The organism is Sphingobacterium arenae (genome assembly GCF_014692505.1).
Taxonomy (GTDB): Bacteria; Bacteroidota; Bacteroidia; order Sphingobacteriales; family Sphingobacteriaceae; genus Sphingobacterium; species Sphingobacterium arenae.
This window is the reverse complement of sequence record NZ_JACNYK010000007.1, coordinates 79,267-103,495: the sequence shown is the minus strand read 5'-3', so window position 1 is coordinate 103,495 and position 24,229 is coordinate 79,267. Positions and strand designations below refer to the sequence as shown.

Sequence of the window (24,229 nt, the reverse complement as noted above, 5' to 3'; positions counted from 1 at the left end):
TTTTTTATACAAAAGAAAGGAAAACATCTGCATTGTAAGGCTTTAACAAATGCTTTTGCAACTAAATTATTTCTCTAACAACCTAAAAATGTAACATGATTTGAGCTGCGCTAGAATTGGAACAAATATCAGCTTGCATATCATGTATTAACAAAGAACCGCATCAGCTGTAATACTGATACGGTTCGTCTTAAGATAAAACTATTATTTGTACACCAAATCCTTAGCTGGGATTTTGATCTGCTGAAGACAACGATTCGTTCGCATTTATTTCATCTTGCGGAATCGCAAACAACCATTTATTCGATTCTGCCGGTAGCGATGTAACATCATGGGAAAAATTATTCTCTCCGTTGCCATTTAAGTTACTACCACCATGATTGCCCGGACCTGTCGGGCGGTTGAGCCCCTTGCCCAGGCGGCGAACATCTAAAATACCAAAACCTTCACCCCAAAGTTCAATCTTACGTTGCAATAAAATTTCATCAATCAAAGCATTTCCGCTTAAACCCGAAGCACTATAACCAGCGTAACGAGTTTTCACGAGTTCCTCTAAAGTTTGTATCGCTGCATTTGTCTGTCCAGACTCACGCGCTTGGGCCTCTGCCTTAATTAGGTACATTTCTGCTAAACGCATAAAGAGGTAGTCTGAAGCCCAATTTCCCGGTGTCCTCAGTTGGAATTTTTGTTGCGCATAAATTGGCATACTGGCATTCGGAGTGCCCTGGAATAGGGTCTTTCTGACATCGTCATCTGCAATTTGATCGTATAATGCCTTTGTAATTTTCTTTTGCCCCCCTAATGCCGCGTAACCACCTGTAGCCGGTCTGTTATCCATGTGGGAATAGAAAGACGCAAAGATAGTCGCCTGCTCCACATTAACCTCTCCTCCCCACATCCATTCCGCAGCACCAACGGTATTGAAGCCCGCGGCTGTATACTGCGTAGTACTGTATAAACTTCTTCCGCTATTTGTGATCGCCTTATCTGCCATCTCCAAAGCCTTTGGGTAATCACCTCTTTGCAACGCTACGCGGGCAAATATACCCTGTACAACGGATTGATTAACATGTGAAATATGTTCACGACTACTGCCCAGTAAGGATTCCGCTCGGGTCAAATCCGTATAAATTTGATCATAGACTTGTCCCACAGTACTTCTTGGATTTCCATCTTGCGTTGGTTCCAAATAAATCGGTACACCTGGCGAACTTTCCGTATTTTGGCCGAAGAACGTCGCCAAATAAAAGTATGAATGTGCTCGCAAAGCCAGAGACTGACCTTCCAAATACGCTTTTTCCTCATCAGTTCCTTCTATCTCTGGCAATCGAATCAAAATACGATTGACGTTATTAATGATACGATAATAATAACGCCAGGTACGATCCGGTCTTTGCTCTGGTCGCGCATTACTAAAAATTGAATAATTGTAATCACTATTAAACCAATTGTATCCTTGTGTATGTACGACCATATCTTCCCCCATCAAGTCCGCAACTAAATCGTAGGCTTTTTGTCCAAAATTGCCATGATTAGTCAGTGAACTATACATGGTGCGTATCGTACCATCCAAAGCTACCATTGCGCCTTCCGTATTTTGAAAGACATCTTCTTCACCCACGCTTGCTGTCGGGTTAGTAACCAGATAGTCTTTCTTACAGCTTATCGTTAACATGGAAAAGGCTAACGCGCCTACCGCTAATTTTCTATATATTGTATTCATCTTAATTGCTATTATAGTCCAATAGTTACACCAAATGTGAAATTACGCATCGCCGGATAAGTATAATCCGACGTTCCTGTAAAAGCGCGCGTAGGATCCATTCCTTTTCTTTTCGTAAAGATGGCCGCATTATCGACGTTTGCAAATATGCGAAGACCAGAAAGTCCCATTCTTGTTGCTACTGCTGTATCAAAGCGATAACCTAACGTAATGTTTTTAATATTCATATATGTCGCATCGAACAGGAAGCGAGATGACTGTGAATTTCCAGCGTTCGCTCCAGCGATAGCGTTTTGAAGACGCGGTACATCCGTCATATCCCCCGGCGCTTTCCAAGCATTCAAAATATCCTTATGCCAGTGGGTACCGTAGCTACCCATATGCATTAGTGCAGCATAGTTTCCATCATAAAATTTACCTCCAAATTGGTAGGTCAAGAGAACAGATAAATCAAATTGTTTATACCTAAAAGAGTTGGTTAAACCACCAACCGCATCTGGGATAGCGGAACCATGATAATAAAAGGTAGCATTATTTACATTATTGGTGGTGGTGCGTCCCGTCACATTGCCACCCTCATCAACTTCGTCCACATACCACAACGCATCACCGTTTTCCGGATTAACGCCCGCATAATCCCTTAACCAGAATTGGTATAAATCCTCCCCTTCCATCAATTTCTTGGTTCCACTGATAATACCGTCTTCTCTATTTGCCTCTGGCAGTTTCGTAATCCTATTTTTATAATGACTGACGTTCAAATCGATTCTCCAGTCAAAATCTAAAGTCCTTATCGCATTATAACCTATTTGGATATCAATACCACGATTATACATGGCACCGATGTTTCTCCAAATAGAAGTCATACCAGTCGACATGGCGATCGGTACTTGAAAAAGCAAATTGGATGACTCTCTGTTATACCATTCAATGGTACCATCAATTTTTCTATTGAATAAGGTGAAATCTAATCCAATATTCACTGCTCTATTCTTTTCCCAGCTTAACGTGTGGTTTTCCAGCGTGGAGATAATCGCTCCAGGCCGTCCAACGTTATTCCAGCCCAGCGCATACAAACTCTGCCAGCCATAAAAATTGTCAATGTCCGTACTGGTAGGATTTTCGCCGTTGCTTTCCACTTCGTCACTCGTCCGCGCTTGTACCACCCCCTCATTGCCCTGTTCGCCGTAACTTGCGCGCAACTTCAATTCATTAATCCAACTTACATCCTTTAAGAATGCTTCTTCACTAAGGCGCCAACCCGCACCTACCGAGAAAAAGTTCCCCCATTGATTGCTCCCCTTACCATCTATTCCAGGATAAAAACGAGAAGTACCGTCTCGTCGAAAACTAGCAGACAACAAATATTTATCTGTGAAAGTATAATTTACACGACTAAAGTAACTTTCGATACGATGGTAATTCTCATATGAAGTCGCATCTTCCAATACAGAAGCTGGCGCAAGTTCACTATTGCCTGGGAATGGGAAGCCACTACGTGTAGCCAATAAGAAATTACTTTCCAGACGATAGTTTTCGTGCCCTACCATCACATTGATATTATGATCTTCGTTGAACGTTTTATCATAAGTTAGAACTTGGTTAAACGTAAAAGAAAATTGCCTGTTTTGCATTTTTGTCGAACGTCCTTTTACATTTTGTGCATCACCAAACTCTGAGTTTTGAAAAGAGGTCCCATATCTATTAAAATAGTTCCCCCCTAATGTCGTTCTAAATGTAAAATCATTTAAAAAGCTAGCCTCTAAAAAAGTGTTGAAGTTTACATTTCCAATTTTTGCACTTCTATCATCCAAATCAAGCGATCCTAATAAATTAGAGTTTCCCGCATACGGTCTAGCACCCATCTGTTCGCTTAAGCCCCAATCCAACATGCGATCAGCCCCCGTTACAGGATCTGGGACAAAATTCCCCTCTGCATCACGCTGCCATACCGGATATATAGGTCCCATTACACGCGTATAATAGAACGGATTCGTTGTTTGTGTGCCACCCCGGGACCACACATTGTCTTGATAGCCCAACGCACCATCCAAGTTCATGCCACCCGTTAACCAATTCGTAATGTTGCTATTGATATTAGCACGTGCATTGAAACGCTCGTAGTCGGAAAACTTCACAAATCCCGGCTCATTTAGATAACCAAATGATACATAATGTGAGGATTTTTCGGAACCTCCCGAATAATTTAAGTTATAATCTTGTCTAAAAGGTGTTCTAAAAAGCACGTCTTGCCAATCATCTTGATAAAGGATCTTCGCATCCGGATTAAACTGTCCATTAGGTAGTACAACCTGATTATTAGGTTGGTCGGTAACATTATAAACTAATCCAGGAATCAAACCGGCAGAAGCCATTTCATTAACTTCGTCAATCGGCAAGCCTGCATTATCGGAGGCTCTGGCTAATCGGTTACGTGTCGCATGCCACATTCCTTCATAATATTGTGGGATGCTCACACGATCATATTCGGGAATCGCACGATTCAAAAAGCCTAATCTCGCAGTAAAATTTAGCTTAGATTCGTTTGCACGGCCTCTTTTTGTCGTAATCATCACCACTCCATTTGCTGCACGAGAACCATACAACGCAGTTGCAGCAGCGTCTTTCAATACCGTGGTACTTTCAATATCGTCCGTAGAAATAGATACTTGCGAACCACTATAAGGCACCCCATCGATTACATACAACGGTGAGGAATTAGCATTCACTGATCCTATACCACGGATACGGATATCCGCGTTTGTTCCAGGAGCTCCACCACCATTTGTTGCCTGAAGACCTGCTACAGTGCCCTCCAAAGCTTTTGTAAAGGAAGACACTTGTTGCTTTTCAAAAGTCTCTGAAGAAATGGTAGATTCAGATCCCGTAAAAGCCGTCTTTTTAATTGTTCCATAAGGCACGTGCACAACAACTTCCTCCAGCATTTCGGCGTCACTGATCAATTGGACATTTACAACTGAACGTGCCCCAACTTCTATGCGCTGATTGGCATACCCTAAATAGGAAAATGCCAAGGTTGCATTGTCTCCGGAAACTTGAATGGAATAATTGCCAGAACCATCTGTTTGTGCGGCCGTAGACGTTCCAACAATTGCTACAGATACCCCAGCTAGCGGATTCCCATCACTTGTAGACGTAACACGCCCACTCACCTGTCGACTTTGTGCAAAAGACACTCCTATTAGGCACGTCAGCACAAAAAATAAACTGAGTAATTTTTGTTTCATGTTGTGTTTGTTTAGTTTTTAAATTTGATTATTGCTTATGTTGTTCCAGAAACCACTGACATATAGACAAAGTTGTTGCATTGTCACTTCAGCACCGCGTTACTATGTGATAACGCTACAAGCTAAAGCAAACCCAGTCAAGTGATTTTAAACCTCTATCGTACGCAGTTTATACGTATGCGAAAAAGTTACCGCCCTAACAAAGAAAATGCAATGAAGAAGTTAATAAATTCCGTTTCATCTGTGTTGTTGTTTGTTTAGTCAATCAATTTTTCTATATCTCCCACTAACAGAAAACGCATTCACACCACGCTGTAACTGTTAAAAATTGTTAAACTATGCAAACATAAAAAAATAACTTTGTTCTTGCAACTTTTCAAAAAAACTAACACAAACACTGATATCACATCAATAAAACGACGGAAAGAATACAAAACAGGAAACAAAACACAGCAAAATAATAGAATATAAAAATACAAAAAACACAAAATTTTATTCTAAATAAATTAACAAAAACAAAACATAAACATCACATATCGTAGACTAAAAACAGATATAATCTCCGGGGACAAGTATATAAATATTATATTTTGTAAGAAAAAAGCTACATCGAAATAGGCGGTTAAATACGCATAAAAATCTATCTTTGTACCATGCGCTTTGATATCATCACTGTATTACCAGGTTTATTGGAGAGTCCTTTTGCACATTCTATTTTACAACGTGCTCAACATAAGGGTTTGGTCGAAATCCATGTTCATAACCTACGAGATTATGCAACAAACAAGCATAAATCGGTAGACGACTATCCCTACGGAGGTGGCTCAGGTATGGTGATGCAAATCGAACCGTTTGCGGCCTGTATCGAAAAATTACAGGCAGAGCGGTCATATGATGAAGTAATCTACATGACACCAGATGGGGAAACGCTAAACCAAGAAATAGCCAACGCACTGTCGTCGGTCGAGAACGTCATTATCCTTTGCGGACACTATAAGGGAATTGATCAACGTATCCGGGACGTATTCGTAACCAGAGAAATTTCCATCGGAGACTATGTATTGTCGGGAGGAGAACTACCCGCAGCCATTGTGGTTGATGCGGTCGTTCGTTTAATACCGGGCGTACTGTCCGATGAAACTTCCGCGCTGTCAGATTCTTTTCAAGATGGACTACTGGATGCGCCTATATACACCAGGCCTGCCGAATGGCGTAGCCATCGTGTTCCGGAAGTACTGCTGAGTGGCCACGAAGCGAAAATTGCCGCTTGGCGGCACGAACAACAACTGAAACGCACCGAAGACCGTCGTCCAGATTTGTTAAATGACTAAGATTAATCGTTATTTTTTATTTTTTTATCAAAAAAAGTTTGCTAAATAAAAAATATTCATAAATTTGCGCTACACAAATGATCATGAAAAAATTACATACAAATTGGTGGTGGCTCGAAGCAAGTAGCGTCGGGAATGCGTTTTGTATGTAACTGAGAATATTCATAATCAACCAAAACCATTTTGAAAGTAAGCCCGACGATTAATCGTCGGGCTTTTTTAGTTAAATTACGTTCCTTTGGAAAAAGGTAAAGAAAAATCAGGGAAATGATGAAATATACACTGAAAACAAATTACAGAAAGATACTGGCCGACACAACAACGCCAGTGAGCATCTATCTCCGCCTACGGGATACCTTTCCCAACAGCCTATTGTTGGAGAGTTCGGAATACCATAGCCGCGATAATAATATCAGCTATATTTGCTGCGAGCCGATTGCAGGCATCACCCTTAATGACGAACATCTGCGTATCCTAGAACCTAACGGGAAAGCTACCTATAAACCAGCAAACGAAATCAATCTGCGAGAGGAAGTTTCCGCTTTCCGCCAACTCTTTTCACAACAAGAAATGGAAGATGTGAACGTGATCTCGTCTGGATTGTTCGGATACTTTACCTTTGATGCGGTGGAGCATTTCGAAGATATAACGTTAACCGTAGACAAACATCCGGCACGTGAAATCCCCTACATGCAGTACCATGTGTATCGCTATGTTATCGCTATAGACCATTTTAGGAATCAGCTTTATATATTCGAGAATCTACTGACCGACGAATCTTCTGATCTAGATAGGTTGGAATATTTAATACAGAATAAAAATTTTCCAGAATATCATTTTAAACGTCAGGGTGGAGAAGCTTCTAATATGAGCGATGAGGACTTCCGGAGCTTGGTCGACAAGATGAAGTATCATATACAGCGTGGAGATGTTTTCCAAATCGTGCCATCACGGGCATTCTCCACACCGTTTTCGGGCGACGAGTTTAATGTGTACCGTGCACTGCGTTCCGTCAACCCTTCACCTTATCTTTTCTATTTCGACTACGGTGATTTCAAGTTATTCGGTTCGTCGCCAGAAGCACAATTGACGATTAAAAAAGAGGAAGCTACCATATACCCCATTGCTGGGACGTTTAAACGTACCGGCGACATGGAAACAGATGAAAAGATCGCAGAAGAACTAAAAAATGACCCGAAGGAATCTGCAGAACATGTGATGTTAGTTGACTTAGCTCGCAATGATTTGAGTCGGCATTGCAGCAACGTAAAAGTAACATCCTATAAAGAAGCACAATATTATTCTCATATTATCCACTTAGTATCCAAAGTATCGGGCAAACTAAACCCAGCTTCCAATCCTTTTGATGTCGTAGGCGACACCTTCCCAGCCGGCACATTATCAGGCGCTCCAAAACATAAAGCGCTCACACTGATTGACCGATACGAAGGTTTACAGCGTTCGTTCTATTCCGGAGCTATTGGCTATATGGGTTTTAATGGTGACTTCAACCATGCCATCATGATTCGCTCCTTTCTAAGTAAGCAGAATGTACTGCATTACCAAGCTGGCGCCGGGATCGTTCTGGATTCTGACCCTGAAAAGGAGCTACAGGAAGTCAATAACAAAATCGCGGCATTACGTCGTGCATTGGAAATTGCAGAAACGCTATAATACACCATAAAATCGGTCATTAAAAGACAAGATACGAAGCATTCATGCGTGCATTAATACACAGACAATAGACGAATAGTTATATACATATGAATAACAATAAGATTTTGGTAATCGATAATTACGATTCTTTCACTTATAATCTCGTGCATTTATTACAGGAATTAGGACAAGATTATATTGTGTGGAGGAACGACAAGTTCGAATTGGACGACGTCGAGCCTTTTAACAGTATACTGTTGTCCCCCGGGCCGGGTATACCAGAGGAAGCGGGGCTATTATTGGATGTGATCCGTCGGTACACTCCTTCTAAACGCATCTTGGGTATATGCCTAGGCCAACAGGCAATTGCAGAGGTTTTCGGAGGAACGTTATACAATATGCCTAAACCCCTGCATGGGGTCGCCACCGATATTATGATCACCGACGAAACGGAGAAACTCTTTCAAGATTTCCCAAAGGATTCTAAAATTGGACGGTATCATTCTTGGGCAGTCTCCGAAGAAAATCTCCCAAGCTGTCTTCATGTAACGGCACGAGACCCTGATGGTGTCATTATGGCCTTAAGACATACAGCGTATGATGTATGTAGTGTGCAGTTTCACCCCGAGTCGGTGTTAACAACAAATGGGAAGAAATTAATGGAAAATTGGATCGGAAATGACTATACTAGATAAAATAATCGAACGAAAAAAAGTAGAGGTAGCAGAAGCGAAAAAGCAAGTTTCATTGGAAGAACTGGAGCATTATCCACTTTTCAGCAGGACTTGTTACTCGCTTAAAGACTCCATACTTCACCCGGAACGAACGAGTATCATCGCAGAATATAAACGGGCCTCGCCGTCAAAAGGGATCATCAACGGAACGTCAACTGTTGAGGAGGTTGTCAAAGGGTATCAGGAAGCCGGCGCCTCCGCTGTATCGGTCTTGACAGACTCCGATTTTTTCCAAGGTTCGCTGGCAGATATGCCCGTGGCGCGGGAAGCATTGACTATCCCCTTGCTACGCAAAGAATTTATAGTTGATACGTATCAGATAGCCGAAGCCAAAGCTTACGGGGCTGATATTATCCTCTTGATTGCAGCCTGTTTGGATAACAAAGAAATAGAAACGTATTCTCAGTACGCAAAATCACTGGGGCTGAATGTACTTTTAGAGGTACATAACGAGGAAGAGCTGCAACGTAATCTCTTTGATAGCATCGATGCTATCGGTGTGAATAATCGCAATCTAAAAGATTTCGAAGTAGACTTAAATCATTCCTATGATTTGGTTAATAAAATTCCGGATGGGTTCATCAAGGTGTCAGAAAGTGGTATATCGAACCCAGACACGATCAAAGCGTTAAGAAAAGCAGGTTTCCAAGGGTTTTTGATCGGTGAAAATTTCATGAAGACCAAAAATCCAAGCAAAGCGATAAAAGAATTCGTAGAAAAAATAAAATAGGGGCGTATATACGCCCCTATTTTTTATTTCTTTTGCTGTTTACGCATTGCTTTGTCCGCCCGTAGTCGAGCAGTTTTGATCTTATAATCAAGCCATTTCTCTTTGAATACTTTTCGCATCGTATCATCAAAGTAACGCGTGACAAACAGGTTTCTAGCCCCTTTTATTTTTTCGCTAAGAGAATTGGCCAGTGCCCGCACCGATATGGAATACCCTTCTGTTTCATATTGTATATAATGCCACCAGCCTGCTGGCATATAGAGCGTATCACCAGCGCGAATAACAGCTTCATAGCCTTCTAGCAGCTTTAACGCTGGAAACTCTTCTTGGCTACTTGTTTTCAAATTAGCGATGCTATGAAAGTTATAAGGCAGCTTGTACATCAAATCGGACTGATTATTCGGAAAAACCCAAATCCGTTTGGCTCCCTGAAACTGCGAAATGAAGACGTGCGACATGTCAATATCGAAGTGGTTTCGGGTTGCCGAACCTTCTCCTCCGAAAAACATATAAGGCAACCATTGCAAAACCTTACCTCCTGTAACGTCATTATAAATCACGTCTTTTTTCAACTCTGGTCTAATCTTCATCAAATTGAAAAGAAACAAACGGAGCTCTGTTGGTTCTTTACTTATTTTATCAAGATACTCACCAAAACTCATTCTTCCAACAGGCGGACTAGCGGCATGGTTTTGGGACTCCTCTTCACGTCCGTATATATCTACTTGTTCATTACCCGCTATTTCCTTGAAATAATCGTAACTCCATTTGTTCCAGCACGGACTTTCTTTACTAATAAAGTCTTTAATGATAACCGGCTGCCCCTTGTTGAGATAATCTCGAACAAAGTCCTTTGGAGATATTCCTGATATACTATTTACTGGTTTTAGTTTCACAAGTTCTTACGCTTAACAACTATTTACAAACTTAAAAAAATATTCCTCTTAAATAACGATACGATAATTTAAATTTTATCGCATCCATATCCACGCAAATTAAATAGAATATTCTAAATAAGAAACGGTAAGCGCCATATTTCCTCTTATTTATTCACCTGTTTGATATATTGCTCTACCGCCATGGTCATGCTTGGTGCTTCGGGCGTAGGAGCTGGTATATCTAATACTAAATCATGATTAAGCAATTCCTGTTGGGTTGTAGCTCCAAATGCAGCTATTCGGGTGTCTTTTTGTTTGAAATCTGGAAAATTCTCAAACAACGACTGCACGCTCGAGGGGCTGAAGAAAACGATAACATCGTAGAACACATTCTCCAAATCCTGAATATCGCTGATTACGGTGCGGAATAGCACGGCGGGGGTAAAGTCATACCCGTTATCTTGTAGCCATTTTTGTGTCTCTTCATTGGCAACATCGGAACAAGGGAAAAGAAATTTTTCTTTGCTATGCTTCGTAAGCACTTCTTCTAAGTCCTTGGCAGATTGTTTACCAAAGAAAATTTTACGCTTACGATATTGAATATATTTTTGCAAATAAAGTGCAATGGCCTCGGATATACAGAAGTATTTCATGTCTGATGTTACCTCAAACCGCATTTCCTCACATACCCGAAAAAAGTGATCGACCGCATTCTTACTGGTAAAGATAACTGCTGTAAAATCTGTAAAATTAATCTTATCCTTACGCACTTCCCTCGCCGGCACTCCTTCGACATGAATGAACCCTCGAAAGTCTAATTTTAAGTTATATTTTTCTGCTAACGCAAAATACGGAGACTTATCATTTTCAGGTTTAGGCAAGGTAACTAATATACTTTTTACCTTCTTGGCTCTTGCTTCATCTACTTGCATATTCAATTTTTTTAATTGCTCAATGTTCTAACCAATATTAGAATCGGTGCGACTTCAAGTGCGCAAAGATACAGAATTAAATAAAAAATCGAAAACTTCAGATTTCCGAATAGCCGGAAGGCCGTCCTTAAAAATCTATATATGAACAAGATAGATACCGATACCGTAAACAAAATTAACAGAATCTTAAAGTAAGCTATAGGGACGAATATGGCTACCAAAAGAAAAGGCATCAAAAAAAGCATACTGTTGAAGTAAACCAGATAAAGAATCGTTACATACTCACGCACAGACCGATCTATTTCAAATACAAACGAAATAAATCGGATTAAGAGGATCTTAACAATAAATAAGAGAGCAACAAAGAAGGCTGTACGTACGTAGTTCTCCCAACTAAGGATATCCAAACGTACAAAGGATGACTCCATCAGGACGATAAAGAGCCCCAACGCCAAACTAAAAATAAGATAGAGGAATATATAGGGCCACGACGTTAGCATGTTATCTTCTTTGCTGACCTGTTGCAGGGTTCGTTCGTCATAATAAGCTTGTACAATCATACTAAAATCTGCGGGGAAAGCGAGACGCACAATAGCAACAGCGAAAAACAGTAAAAATACGACGAGCAATACCCATATAGGGCGCTCGGTTTTTGTTTCGCCTTGCCCATGGGGCAAACCATCGCCTGGTCCTTTTTTAGAGGCGATGTAATCCAAAGTGGCGATTAAATGTATGCTACGCTGCTCCACATCGGAGAATAATTCTTCAACGAGTTTATTCGGACGATCTGCCGGCGGAAACACATAATCAAAGGTATCAATTTTATCCTGTTGTACACTGTTCGCCCAAGCCAAGCTCATCATTAAACACAGTATGCCACTCAAAAAAATATGCCGCAATAGATACATTCAATAAATTTCTTACTTCGGTGTAAAGTTAGTATAATCTTGCCTCTTTTACGTTAAGAAAATGGGGTAGAAGATTTTTTCCGTAACTTTGCAAAAAAGTATACACAATGGCTGTTAAGATCGGTGAACATATTGATTTAGGTAAATTCCCGTTATTACTGGCTCCGATGGAGGATGTCAGTGATCCGCCGTTTCGTTATGTGTGTAAACAAAACGGCGTGGATATGATGTATACGGAATTTATTTCTTCCGAGGGATTGATTCGTGACGCGGCAAAATCGAAACAGAAGCTTGATATCTTTGAATATGAACGCCCTATTGGTATACAGATATTCGGTTCGGATATTGAAAGTATGCGGCAATCCGCGGAAATATGCACACTAGCTCATCCGGATTTAATAGACATCAACTACGGTTGCCCGGTAAAGAACGTTGCTTGCCGCGGTGCAGGCGCCAGTCTTCTACAGGATATCGATAAAATGGTTGCCATGACCAAAGCCGTTGTGGATGCGACTCCACTGCCGGTAACCGTAAAGACCCGTCTGGGTTGGGATGATAACACGAAAAATGTGTATGAAGTAGCGGAACGTCTGCAGGATGTGGGGATCAAAGCATTAGCGATCCACGGACGTACAAGGGCACAGATGTACAAAGGTCAGGCCGATTGGAACATGATACGGGATGTAAAACGCAACCCGCGTATTCATATCCCTATTTTTGGGAACGGCGACGTCGATTCGGTGGAAAAAGCCGCTGCGTGGCGTATGGAATATGAGGTAGACGGCATTATGATTGGCCGTGCATCCATCGGATATCCTTGGATATTTCGAGAAATCAAGCACTTCTTTGAAACAGGAGAGCGATTAGAAGGTCCAAGTATCGACGAACGCGTGGACGTATGCAAGACCCATTTGATTAAATCCATTGAATGGAAGGGAGATAAAACCGGCATCTTTGAAATGCGTCGTCATTACGCTAATTATTTTAAGGGTATACCGAATTTCAAGGAATATCGTACAAAATTGGTAGGACTAGGAAACCATAATGAAATCCTCGAGGTATTGGAAGAAATAAAGGAAAGGTTTGCAGAAGATATGGTGATGTAGGGCCGCTTAAAATGCGTACCCCAGCCCAATCATCCATTTTCCAGTCAGTGATTCCTGACCTTGATCTTTATTGATCAGTTTACGTCCAAGACCTCCGCCGACTTCCAGCATTAAGCTTCTTTTTAACAGCCACTTGCCGCCTAATCCTACACCCAGACCTACCGATGTATTTCTTCTCGCGGTTTCTACATAATTTCCACGTTCCGTATCATACGTTCCAAAATACCCCTTCTCACTTGTAATCGGCACGAAAGCCTCCATAAAAAAACCCGCTCCATGCGAACCTGCCAAAAATACTTTTGCAAAAGGAGAAACTTGCACAACATGATCTATCCAATCCCCGTAGTCGTCCGTATCGCCTACACCAAACAAACCGTGTACGCCCAGACCAAATTCTTCGGTGATAACCCGTTCGTATGACATATTAATAGCCGGTGCGGCAATTAAGGTCAACGGATCGATCATAATGTGGTTTTTTTTCTCCATAATTCTTTCTCGTCTGGATTGCGCTTGGCTAAGCAATGAAAAAACAAAAAGCAACAGTCCGGTTAAAAATAAGGTTTTCTTCATATGTCAATAATTATTAGAAATGATATTACATGTTAATAAACAGGTAAACGGTATGGAAACATTAAATGCTACGTTATTTCAAGTTTTTTTCCGCTGTGCCAGCACTTGCTCTATATTCTTCTTTTCCAAAGAAATGATGATTGTACAGAACACCAACAGCAATCCGTTGCCTATCCAAAAGTCGCTATCAAAAATAAAGAAACTGGCAAGAGAAACCGCTAATCCGCCCACAAGATAAAGTGCTATTTTAAGGAAATGGTAAGGTACCGGATAATATTTCTGGCCCCAGTAGAGTGACAATGCGATCATAACCAAGTAGGCCGCAGTGGTTGTAGCAACCGCGCCTGGATATGAATAAATGGGGATCAGCAGAAAATTCAAGATGATCGTCACTAACGCACCGGTCAACGATATATATAAGGCAAACCGTGTCTGGTCAGTCAATTTATACCACACGGATAGGTTCATATATATCCCTAATAAAACAAAGTTTAAAAGTATGAACGGCACGACTTTTAATCCTGTCCAGTAGATGTCTGGTTGGAGTTCATTTCCTTTGATAAAGTCCTTAAGCCAATCCAAATTCACCGTAATACCCACCATGACCAAGACCATCAACATCACAAAGTACTCCATAATCTTGGCATAGGTACGGGAGGCATTTTCATTTTTAGCGTATGAAAAAAAGAAAGGCTCTGCACCTAGACGAAAAGCGGTGATAAATAAGTTTAGAAAAATAGCAATTTTGCTCACAGCGCCGTATATACCAAGTTCGGTTTTTCCATATTCTCCAGGTAATAATTTTGGAAAAAACATCTTATCCAAGTTCTCATTGATAATAAACGATATGTTGGCAATCAAAATGGGAAAACTGTAGGCTAGCATGCTTTTCATAAGTGGTCTGTCGATACGCAACCTTAATGTCAACATTTCCGGTATCAACAAAAGTAATGTTATGCTACTGGCTAGCAAATTGGAAATAAAAACATAACCAATCCATCCCTCCCGAAACCAACCTGAAGCAAAATCAGCCCAAAAGGTAGACGATTTCGTCCAGTTAGATAAGTAAACGATAAAAAATAAGTTAGCAAGAACAGTAATGAAGATATTGATAAACTTGATGTAGCTATAACGGATGGGGCGTCCTTGTGCCCTTAATTTAGCAAAAGGTACGACCGCTAACGCATCAGCTACCAAAATAAATACAAAATATTGGATATAGCTGGCATATTCTGTGGCATCCCCCTCTCCGGCAAACCAAGTCGATATGGGATCAATAAAAGTAAAAACAGATGCCAACAACAGCAAGGAGGTAAGCAACGTGACGACAAAGCTATTGTTGAAGACCCGATCCTTATCTTTGGAATCAACTTTTTGCAAAAAACGGAAATATGTGGTTTCCATTCCAAATGCCAGAATAGCATTCCACATAGAAACCCAGGCGTAGAGGTTTGAATAGACGCCATATACCGCAGCATCTTTAAATTTGCGAAGATAAATCGGCGTCATCAAAAAACCGATCATGCGGGGAACAATGGTTGTAAAACCATAAATCACCGTATCACTTACAAATTTTTTGATAGAAGACACGTCGGCTATATTTTCTTTTTTACGACTACAAAATTCTTAAACCCCCTTAAGGCTTCTTCAACAACAGATACCTCCGAAACCTCTGCGCCATCCGGTCCCTCGCGGCAGAATTCCAACAAACCGTCTAGCGCAAAGGCATTGCCTTCGGCCTCTATGTACACCGAACCATCGGGCTGGTTCATGACAAATCCCTTAAGCCCAAGCTGATCAGCAACAGCTTTACATGTCGCTCGATAATATACGCCCTGCACTTTGCCCGCAACTGTAATACGAAGATGTTTCATCACGGTCAAACTTAGAGAAAATGCGGGGCATTCACGAATTCTTATAGAAAAAAACTAAACTATTCTTTTCAGTGTAACCCGTTCTGTCAGACGCAGGTTATTCATGCCCTCTAGCAAGACTAGACCTGGCGTTTTTCCGACTTCGATAGACCCCAACTCGTCAGCAAGACCTAATGCTTCTGCCCCATTAATCGTTGCCCAAGGTAGAATTTGTAAGAAATCCAGTTGATTGTAATGTGAGGAAATCACCTTCAGTTCCTCTAATATATCCAACGTGTCGTTCGAAGCCAGGCTGTCTGTCCCGATCACCATACGGTTCTGATTGGGAATAAAATTGAGTATTTTAGGCAATTTACCTTCAATAAATAGGTTGGATTTTGGACACATACAGAAATAGACATCTCTACCCAAGCGTTCAATAAAATCCACATCCTTTAACGACATATAGGTATTATGAACCAAAATAAGGGGATTATTCTTCGACAGGTGTGTCAGATAGGATTGGATGGAATTTCTCGCCTGTGCTTTGAATGCATCTGCATGCAGTCCCATTTCTTTGTAAAAATCGAGGAACTCTCCCTGTCTATAGCGATAAAGCTTATTCTCCTCATCACTTTCTTGATTGTGCACACTCAAAATATTATCCTCATTCACCAATTTACGAAATGCCTTAAACAGCTCTTTTGAACACGAATATGGCGCGTGCGGTGTAATGGAAGTGTGGTTAGCGTCAAAATAAAACTCGATGTCACGTGCTTTATCCACGCGTGGTTGGATATCTTCCTTGGTCATCGCCATGACTTCGACGAAAGTATGGTACTTGATTGGGCTACCGGCTTTTGTTTTCGCAGACAACTCGGTATTAACATGATCTCCCACAGCCTGGATTCCGTTTTTAAACATCATCTCATCGGCCGCCTGAATTTTTGCTAAAATATCTTTTTCTTTGGTATCCCGCTTTTTCATAACATCGGCCAAAAAGCGCGGCAGTCCAGTTCCTTTTTTTGTTTTACCAAGCATATGAGACAGCTCGATATGGCAATGCGTATTCACAAAACCGGGTATTAAAACGCCATCATAAAATTCTATTTTTACATCCGATACGGCTGGATCTGTTTCCTCATAAACACCCTTGATCGCGCCATATTCATCCATAGCAACGACACCTTTTCTCATGAAACTCCCTTTTACAGGAATCACAATGCTTGCTGAAATATACCTCATTTAACTAATTGAAATAATTTGTTATCTATATGTAATCAAAAATGAAGCCATAATTTGATTATACCAAATTAATCTTTAGTTTTGTATTTATCGAAAAGGGGTGCCTTGTTTTTTCAATAAACGCAAAGACGGGCTGAGATTATACCCAGTCTCGCGATTAAGCGAGACGCACCTGATCCAGATAATGCTGGCGTAGGGAAGGTTAGTTAAATAATCAGCTGTTGCTAACCCCTGGCAATAGAACGTTTAACTTCATTTAATTATTTTTTTATGTTAAAACATGGATTAATGACCATGGTTCTGCTTTTCGGAGTAGTTGTAGCTTTTACGCAAACTCCATTTACCGTGCGTGTACTGGACGTAAAGCGCGAACCTCTTCGAGGGGCGACCGTCGTTTTTCAAGGAAACACAAAAACCAGCGATCAACAGGGTATTGCCACCTTTACAGAGGTAACAGGTGAATCAGCCAACTTACATGTTCGTTACATAGGATATACTCCCTATCAGACACGCGTTGCACTTGATCAACAGAACGATATCACCGTAATATTACATCTGGAAATGAGAATGGCAGATGAAGTACAGGTTATGGCTACCCGCGCAGGGGATAATGCAGCCACAACGTACAAAAATCTATCAAAGGAAGATATCCGTCGGAGTAATTTGGCACAGGATATCCCTTATTTACTCGATCAAACCCCTTCTGTCGTTATCGGTTCAGATGCCGGTGCGGGGGTAGGTTATACGAACATGACCATTCGAGGCTCCGATAATCAACGGATCAATGTCACCCTAAATGGTATTCCTTTAAATGACGCGGAAAGTATGGGCTCCTTTTTTGTGAATTTACCAGACTTTGCATCGAGTTCCCAAAGCATCCAAATACAGCGTGGTATAGGTACGTCGACGAATGGCGCCGGAGCTTTTGGTGCCTCATTGAACATCCAGTCGGATGCATTGGAACAAACGCCATATGCGGAGCTCAACAATAGTGCGGGCTCTTACAACACATGGAAAAACACAGTAAAAGTCGGCTCAGGATTAATCCAAGATAAATTTGCATTTAATGCGCGACTATCACGGATTAGCTCCGACGGATACATAGACCGGGCTACCTCCGACTTGAAATCTTTCTATTTCGATGCGGGTTATTATGGTCAGAAACATCATTTGAAAGCCACCGTGTTTTCTGGCAAAGAGAAAACCTATCAGGCCTGGGACGGCGTGCCGGAAGAAATGCTAGCGGATAACCGTCGCTATAACGGCTTTACCTACGAGAATCAAACAGATAACTATACGCAGACACACCACCATCTCCATTACAACTATTTTGCGTCTGATCGAACCACGCTAAACATGGCTTTGCATTATACACGAGGGGCGGGGTATTACGAAGAGTATAAAGAAAAGGAGCTATTTAGTGATTATGGTTTGGAACCTGTCGCGATCGGTGATACTGCGATAAATAACACAGATCTAATTCGTCGTCGTTGGTTGGACAATTATTTCTACGGGACAGTTTTCTCTATTAATCATACCTTAAATAAAAACCATAACTTTATCTTGGGTGGAGGCGCCAACCAGTATCGGGGCGATCATTATGGGGAAGTCATCTGGGCACAGTACGCTTCGGACAGTAAACTCGGTGACAAGTACTACTTCAACGATGCGGAGAAAAACGACATCAATATATATGGTAAATGGAATGCTGCCTTTGGGGCAATGCGATTGTACACCGACCTGCAATACCGTTATGTAGATTATACCTTTGAAGGATATAACCACAACTTAGACTTGGCGGACGTGAATGTAACACACCACTTTTTTAATCCGAAAGTAGGTGCTACCTACCTCTTGTCGCCAACAACAAATGTCTACGTGTCCTACGCGTTCGGAAACAAAGAACCAGTCCGCGATGATTATGTGGAATCTTCGCCCAATGCAAGACCAAAAGCCGAAAGAATGCACAATATCGAAACCGGATACCGCTTGAGACGAGAATCCCTCAATATTGGGGCTAATGTGTATGGTATGTTTTATAAAGATCAGCTTATCAAGACCGGCGAAATCAACAACGTCGGCGGTTCAATTCGCGAGAATGTACCCGAGAGCTACCGTATCGGGCTAGAGCTGGACGGTGCTTGGCAGATATCGGAACAGTTTAGATGGAAAGCGACAGCTGGCCTCAGTGAAAACAAAATCAAAAACTACACGGAATATCTTACGGTAATGGACGAAGACTGGAATGAGTTGGACGAACCACAGGTAGAACAGCACTATCGTTCCACGACCATCTCGTTCTCTCCATCGGTTATCTTGTCCAATGAACTTTCCTATTCCCCCATACGTCCACTGGAGTTTAGTGTCGCCAGCAAATATGTATCTAGGCAATATTTGGACAATACACAGTCGGCAGACCGCAGCGTAGACCCTTTCTTTGTAAACAATCTGCGTGTACGCTATAATTTCGCTTTGTTAGGTATGGAAAATATAGATGCAAATTTAGCTATCCACAATATTTTCAATGAAAAGTATGAATCCCACGGTTATACATACGGTGGCATTACCCCTGGTGGAACACGACTTTACGGCAATGCGTATTATCCGCAAGCAGAAACAAATTTCTTGTTTGGATTGAATATCCGGTTTTAATTTTTTTATCTTGCAACATGCGAGCAGTTATACAACGGGTTACACAAGCCTCGTGTACAGTAGATGGCATATATACCGGAGCAATTCAACAAGGGTTATTGGTATTATTGGGCGTAGAGGAAGATGATACCGAGAAAGAGGCAGAATGGCTAGCTCAAAAATTAGTCAATCTTCGCATTTTTTCGGACGATGCCGGCTTGATGAACAAGTCCGTTCAAGATATAAGCGGCAATGTTCTCCTTATATCGCAATTTACGTTAATCGCACAGACTAAGAAAGGTAATCGACCTTCTTTTATCCGCGCGGCAAAACCCAACAAAGCAGAACCCTTGTACCAAGCCATGGGTGAACGTTTATCGATGTTATTGGATAAGCAAGTGCAGATGGGTGTTTTTGGAGCAGATATGAAAATTGATTTGCGTAACGATGGACCAGTAACGATTATTTTAGATACAAATGAATAATGATATTTAAAGGTATGACTATAAAAGAAGCACAAGATCTTGTCGATAAATGGATTAACACTACCGGTGTACGTTATTTTAACGAGCTCACGAATACGGCCATGCTTATGGAAGAAGTAGGTGAAGTGGCCCGTATCATGGCTCGGCAATATGGTGAACAATCGTTTAAAAAATCAGATAAAGAGGTTCACCTGGCCGATGAAATGGCCGATGTGTTATTTGTACTTATCTGTCTTGCAAACCAAACCGGCATAGACCTCACCGATGCATTGCAAAAGAACTTGGAGAAGAAATCTATTCGCGATGCCGACAGACATAAAAATAACGAAAAATTATTGTAGGGTTAATTCAATTTCTGCAAATACCGGTAGATGATCAGAAGCATACGTTTCTGGAATTGTTTTATAAGTCTTCCAGCTGAATTTTGTCTGTTTTCCGACCATGATATAATCAATTTCATTTTTTGCTTCCGTGTTTGGATGCGTTGGCCCATTGGTTGTCGTATTTCGGATAAATTGCTCTTCCAAAATGCTAATGGGCTCGTCTGTAGGCTTCGCATTGAAATCCCCGACAAGAATCAAGGGATTCTCTATTCTAGCACCTAATTCTTTGATATAGTTTGCCTGCGCAATTTTATTTTTCGCTTTTAAATCTAAATGTGTATTCGCAAAAGACAGGACTTCACCACTAGGCAGCTCCACATCGACGACCGCGAGCGATCTGTTTTCACTTTTTTCGACCATGGGCAAATCATATCGTTTATGACCCACGATTTTATGCTTGGTGAGGATTAATGTGCCGTATTCGCCTTCTTCTAAATCGATCCCTTTGGAGAAAAAATAATGCATTCCTGTCAGGTTCGCCAATTCTTCTGCCTGATCGACCATTTGCGAACGCGATACACGAACATCCACTTCCTGTATACCCACGACGTCAGCGCCAGATTCCTTAATAACTTTCGCTATGCGGGGCAAATCAATTTTATTCCCATGCGCCGGCGGGTTAGCATGATGTATGTTATACGATAATACACGAACGGACTGCGCATGGAGTAAGATGAAACAAACACAAAATATACTGGTGAAAATGATTTTCTTCATGACAACTAAGTTATACAAAAAAATATTTTTAATCTATATTTACATACCATAAACGGGTTTGTCTCCATGAAGTTACTTTATACAATCTTTTCCGTCACCCTATTTTTAGTAGGGCCCTATACGAAAGCACAAGTTAAACCGCATACAATAGCCGAACAGGAATTTAACCATGCTGCAGTCGTCACGGCTCACCCGTTGGCTTCTCAGATTGGCGTAGACATTCTTAAAAAAGGAGGCCATGCTGTGGATGCTGCTGTTGCGGTACAATTTGCGCTCGCCGTAGTTTATCCAAATGCCGGGAATATTGGCGGTGGCGGCTTTATGGTATACCGGGGCAAGGATGGTCATGTTGCATCCCTTGATTTTCGCGAAAAAGCACCCGAACAGGCACATCGTGATATGTATTTGGATAAAAAAGGGAACCCCATTACAGGCCTCAGCCTGTACGGTCAACTTGCGGTAGGTGTACCCGGTTCCGTTGCCGGCATGGAAGAGGCGCATAAAAAATACGGTAACATGCCGTGGAAAGAGCTCATCCAACCGGCGATTGATCTTGCAGAAAAGGGTTTTTCCATAACAAGCCAGCAAGCAAGAGAATTTAACAGCTATCAAGAACGGTTTAAAAAGTTTAATCCGAATGGAGCCGCCATTCTTCGGGACGAAGAATGGAAGACCGGAGATTTATTTGTACAAACACAACTGGCAAGCACGTTAAAACGGATTGCAAAACAAGGGCGAGACGGTTTTTATAAAGGAGAAACGGCTGATTTTATTATTGCCGAAATGAAACGTGGTAACGGCATTATGACGCATGCTGATTTAGCGAACTATCATGCCGTTTGGCGAGAACCCATTGTGGGAACTTATAAAGATTACAAGATTATTTCCATGCCCCCCCCCTCTAGTGGTGGCGTTGCCTTAGTAGCTTTATTACAATCGGTGGAGCAATATCCCTTGCATGCTTGGGGTTTTCAGTCCGATAGTACAGTACGGGCAATGGTAGAGGCTGAGCGGCGTATATACGCTGATCGGGCTTCCTATTTGGGCGATCCCGATTTCTACAACGTACCGGTACAATATCTAACAGACAAAAAGCGAAATCAAGATCGGATGGCAAAAGTAAATCTAGCCAAAGCAACGCCCAGTACCGACGTTAAGGCATCATCTTTTCCCGGTTATGAATCGGAAGAAACCACCCACTTTAGCATTGTCGACAAGGACGGAAATGCGGTTTCAATAACGACTACTATTAACGGGTCTTATGGCGCTTATGTGTGGGTAGATAATGCAGGATTCCTATTAAACAACGAGATGGACGACTTTTCTATAAAACCGGGAACACCTAATTTGTATGGTCTACTAGGAGGAAAAGCGAACGCGATAGCACCACAAAAAAGGATGTTAAGTGCGATGACTCCCACCATTGTCGAACAGGATGGACAGCTCAAGATGGTCATTGGAACACCCGGCGGGTCAACAATCATTACATCGGTATTTCAGGGCATTCTGAATGTCTTAGAATTTGGTATGGGAGCACAAGAGTCTGTAAACGCACCTCGTTTCCATCATCAATGGAAACCTGATCGCATTGATATGGAAGGAAAAGCAATCGCCGAACCTGTCCGTAAAAGTTTAGAACGCGACGGTTATACGCTCTATCCACGACAAGCCATAGGTCGTATGGAAAATATTGTCATCCTTCCTAACGGGAAATTACAGACAGGCGCGGATCCGCGTGGAGATGATGTTGCCGCGGGATATTGACAAGACTTCTCTACTCCAGATATTTTGGATCGATTTGCTTATGTGCTTTTGCGCCGAGTTGCTTCAAATTTTCTACTTTCTTAATCACATTTCCGGTACCAGCCGACAACTTTCGCATCGCGTCCTGATGTTTTTCGGATGCACGTTGCAGATGGGTTTCTAGTTGTTGCATATCGTTCAGAAAGCCTACAAACTTGTCGTATAGTAGGCCTGCTTCTTTCGCTATCTCCAAGACATTACGGTTTTGGCGTTCTTGCACCCATATACTAGCAATCGTACGCAATGTGGCCAACAATGTTGATGGCCCTACAATAACGACCCGCCTATCCCAGGCATCGGAAAACAGGTCTGGCTTTTCCTTGATTGCAACACTCAAGGCAGATTCTATCGGCATAAACAGCAGCACAAAATCTGGAGAATGGATACCATATAGATCGTGGTAATTTTTTGCTGATAGCTGCCGAATATGTGACTCGACCGAATGTACATGTTGACGCAAATACGATGCCTGTTCTGTTTCGTCTTCTTCATTCGCCCAACGTTCGTAGGCCGTTAACGACACTTTGGAATCAATAACCAAATGTTTATCATCGGGGAGTAGGATAACGGCATCTGGAATTTTCCGATTATTATCTTCCTCAAAGATTGCTTGTAATTTATATTCTTGATCTTTTACCAAACCGGAACGTTCCAATACCCGCTCTAGGATAATCTCTCCCCAATATCCTTGTTTTTTATTATCGCCTTTCAACGCTTTGGTCAAATTGTTCGCCTCGTTTTTAATCAACATACTCTGTTGCATAAGTTGTTCCACGACGCCTTTCAACACGTTCCGCTCGGCGGCTTCTTGTTGGTAAGTTCGCTCTACTTTATCCTCAAACGTTTTGATTTTTTCTTTTAACGGTGTGAGTATCTGATCCAATTGTTGTTGATTGACGGCCGTAAATTTCTGGGTTTTTTCTTCGAGGATGGCATTCGCCATCTGCTGAAACTCCAGGTGGAACTGCTTTCGCAACTGCTGCATTTCTTCCTGCTGACTTTGGTATTTCTCTTGTTGTGCTTGCAAATACGCGTTCGTACCTTCTAGTGTACGTTCTATAGCTGCCCGTTCACGTCGCTCGGATTCTAGTGCCTGCTCCGCTAATTCTTTTCCTTGCTGTAGTATCCGCTCTCTTTCCTGCACTTTGGTTAACTCGATTACGGTTACATTTTTTTCCTGTTCGGCTCGTTGCAGAACATTTCTCGGTATCCTTTGGGCCAGCAGCCAAAGAAGTCCTAAAATAATACAGCATAAAACCGCAACGATAAGTAATGATAATATCTCCATAAATCGCT

General features: G+C 41.7%; 20 protein-coding genes. 9 read left to right on the top strand and 11 right to left on the bottom strand.

Annotation, left to right across the window (positions count from 1 at the left end; translation table 11 throughout):
- Positions 1-223: 223 nt before the first annotated feature.
- Together H8B17_RS18570 and H8B17_RS18565 are read right to left on the bottom strand one after the other, a co-directional pair.
- The gene (locus H8B17_RS18570) at positions 224-1,723 is read right to left on the bottom strand and encodes a RagB/SusD family nutrient uptake outer membrane protein (RefSeq protein WP_190310736.1); all 1,500 of its coding nucleotides are present in this window, start codon (positions 1,721-1,723) and stop codon (positions 224-226) included.
- An 11-nt stretch (positions 1,724-1,734) separates the two neighbouring features.
- A complete protein-coding gene (locus H8B17_RS18565; protein ID WP_190310735.1) occupies positions 1,735-4,971 on the bottom strand; it encodes a SusC/RagA family TonB-linked outer membrane protein in 3,237 nt (1,078 codons plus the stop codon).
- A gap of 653 nt (positions 4,972-5,624) precedes the next feature.
- Here H8B17_RS18565 and trmD point away from each other — a divergent pair.
- From trmD to trpC, 4 genes are all read left to right on the top strand, one after another.
- On the top strand, positions 5,625-6,302 hold the full coding sequence (gene trmD / locus H8B17_RS18560; protein WP_190310734.1) for a tRNA (guanosine(37)-N1)-methyltransferase TrmD: 678 nt from the start codon (positions 5,625-5,627) through the stop codon (positions 6,300-6,302).
- 267 nt (positions 6,303-6,569) lie between these two features.
- Entirely contained in the window at positions 6,570-7,976 is a 1,407-nt protein-coding gene (locus H8B17_RS18555; protein WP_380934022.1) for an anthranilate synthase component I family protein, read from the top strand.
- Positions 7,977-8,065: 89 nt separating this feature from the next.
- Positions 8,066-8,653: an anthranilate synthase component II gene (locus tag H8B17_RS18550; RefSeq protein ID WP_190310733.1), complete on the top strand. Its 588-nt coding sequence runs from the start codon at positions 8,066-8,068 to the stop codon at positions 8,651-8,653.
- Entirely contained in the window at positions 8,637-9,422 is a 786-nt protein-coding gene (trpC, locus tag H8B17_RS18545; protein WP_190310732.1) for an indole-3-glycerol phosphate synthase TrpC, read from the top strand. Before H8B17_RS18550 ends, trpC begins: the two co-directional genes overlap by 17 nt.
- 23 nt (positions 9,423-9,445) lie before the next feature.
- Here the strand turns inward: trpC and H8B17_RS18540 are convergent, their stop codons facing one another.
- The 3 genes from H8B17_RS18540 to H8B17_RS18530 all read right to left on the bottom strand — a co-directional run bounded on the left by H8B17_RS18540 (position 9,446) and on the right by H8B17_RS18530 (position 12,095).
- On the bottom strand, positions 9,446-10,318 hold the full coding sequence (locus H8B17_RS18540) for a cupin-like domain-containing protein (RefSeq protein ID WP_190310731.1): 873 nt from the start codon (positions 10,316-10,318) through the stop codon (positions 9,446-9,448).
- Between the two features lie 146 nt (positions 10,319-10,464).
- Positions 10,465-11,232 (bottom strand): uroporphyrinogen-III synthase, encoded by a 768-nt coding sequence (locus H8B17_RS18535; RefSeq protein ID WP_190310730.1) that lies wholly within the window; start codon positions 11,230-11,232, stop codon positions 10,465-10,467.
- An 11-nt stretch (positions 11,233-11,243) separates the two neighbouring features.
- Entirely contained in the window at positions 11,244-12,095 is an 852-nt protein-coding gene (locus H8B17_RS18530) for a DUF4271 domain-containing protein (RefSeq protein ID WP_190310729.1), read from the bottom strand.
- A gap of 152 nt (positions 12,096-12,247) precedes the next feature.
- Here H8B17_RS18530 and dusB point away from each other — a divergent pair, with 152 nt between their 5' ends.
- Positions 12,248-13,246, top strand: a complete 999-nt coding sequence (gene dusB / locus H8B17_RS18525) for a tRNA dihydrouridine synthase DusB (RefSeq protein ID WP_190310728.1) — start codon at positions 12,248-12,250, stop codon at positions 13,244-13,246.
- Between the two features lie 6 nt (positions 13,247-13,252).
- Here dusB and H8B17_RS18520 read toward each other — a convergent pair whose 3' ends face one another.
- The 4 genes from H8B17_RS18520 to H8B17_RS18505 form a co-directional block, all read right to left on the bottom strand.
- Entirely contained in the window at positions 13,253-13,816 is a 564-nt protein-coding gene (locus tag H8B17_RS18520) for a hypothetical protein (RefSeq protein ID WP_190310727.1), read from the bottom strand.
- A gap of 78 nt (positions 13,817-13,894) precedes the next feature.
- Positions 13,895-15,406, bottom strand: a complete 1,512-nt coding sequence (locus H8B17_RS18515; RefSeq protein ID WP_317171068.1) for an MATE family efflux transporter — start codon at positions 15,404-15,406, stop codon at positions 13,895-13,897.
- A 5-nt stretch (positions 15,407-15,411) separates the two neighbouring features.
- The gene (locus tag H8B17_RS18510; RefSeq protein WP_190310726.1) at positions 15,412-15,690 is read right to left on the bottom strand and encodes an acylphosphatase; all 279 of its coding nucleotides are present in this window, start codon (positions 15,688-15,690) and stop codon (positions 15,412-15,414) included.
- A gap of 54 nt (positions 15,691-15,744) precedes the next feature.
- Positions 15,745-16,866 (bottom strand): amidohydrolase family protein, encoded by a 1,122-nt coding sequence (locus tag H8B17_RS18505; RefSeq protein ID WP_223816671.1) that lies wholly within the window; start codon positions 16,864-16,866, stop codon positions 15,745-15,747.
- A 336-nt stretch (positions 16,867-17,202) separates the two neighbouring features.
- On the opposite strand from H8B17_RS18505, the gene H8B17_RS18500 reads away from it, so the two are divergent.
- Genes H8B17_RS18500 through H8B17_RS18490 form a run of 3 tightly spaced genes read left to right on the top strand, consistent with a single transcriptional unit; the run spans position 17,203 to position 20,371 of the window.
- Positions 17,203-19,566, top strand: coding sequence for a TonB-dependent receptor (locus H8B17_RS18500; protein WP_223816670.1), 2,364 nt, complete (start codon positions 17,203-17,205; stop codon positions 19,564-19,566).
- 17 nt (positions 19,567-19,583) lie between these two features.
- Positions 19,584-20,030 (top strand): D-aminoacyl-tRNA deacylase, encoded by a 447-nt coding sequence (gene dtd / locus H8B17_RS18495; RefSeq protein ID WP_190310723.1) that lies wholly within the window; start codon positions 19,584-19,586, stop codon positions 20,028-20,030.
- Between the two features lie 14 nt (positions 20,031-20,044).
- Positions 20,045-20,371 (top strand): nucleotide pyrophosphohydrolase, encoded by a 327-nt coding sequence (locus H8B17_RS18490; RefSeq protein ID WP_190310722.1) that lies wholly within the window; start codon positions 20,045-20,047, stop codon positions 20,369-20,371.
- On the opposite strand, the gene H8B17_RS18485 is transcribed toward H8B17_RS18490, so the two are convergent.
- Positions 20,363-21,130 carry an endonuclease/exonuclease/phosphatase family protein gene (locus tag H8B17_RS18485; protein WP_190310721.1) on the bottom strand — a complete coding sequence of 256 codons (768 nt, stop codon included), beginning with the start codon at positions 21,128-21,130 and terminating at the stop codon, positions 20,363-20,365. The genes H8B17_RS18490 and H8B17_RS18485 overlap by 9 nt on opposite strands.
- Positions 21,131-21,196: 66 nt before the next feature.
- Here H8B17_RS18485 and ggt point away from each other — a divergent pair, with 66 nt between their 5' ends.
- Entirely contained in the window at positions 21,197-22,894 is a 1,698-nt protein-coding gene (ggt, locus tag H8B17_RS18480; RefSeq protein WP_190310720.1) for a gamma-glutamyltransferase, read from the top strand.
- A gap of 10 nt (positions 22,895-22,904) precedes the next feature.
- Here the strand turns inward: ggt and rmuC are convergent, their stop codons facing one another.
- On the bottom strand, positions 22,905-24,221 hold the full coding sequence (gene rmuC / locus H8B17_RS18475; RefSeq protein ID WP_190310719.1) for a DNA recombination protein RmuC: 1,317 nt from the start codon (positions 24,219-24,221) through the stop codon (positions 22,905-22,907).
- Positions 24,222-24,229 lie beyond the last annotated feature (8 nt).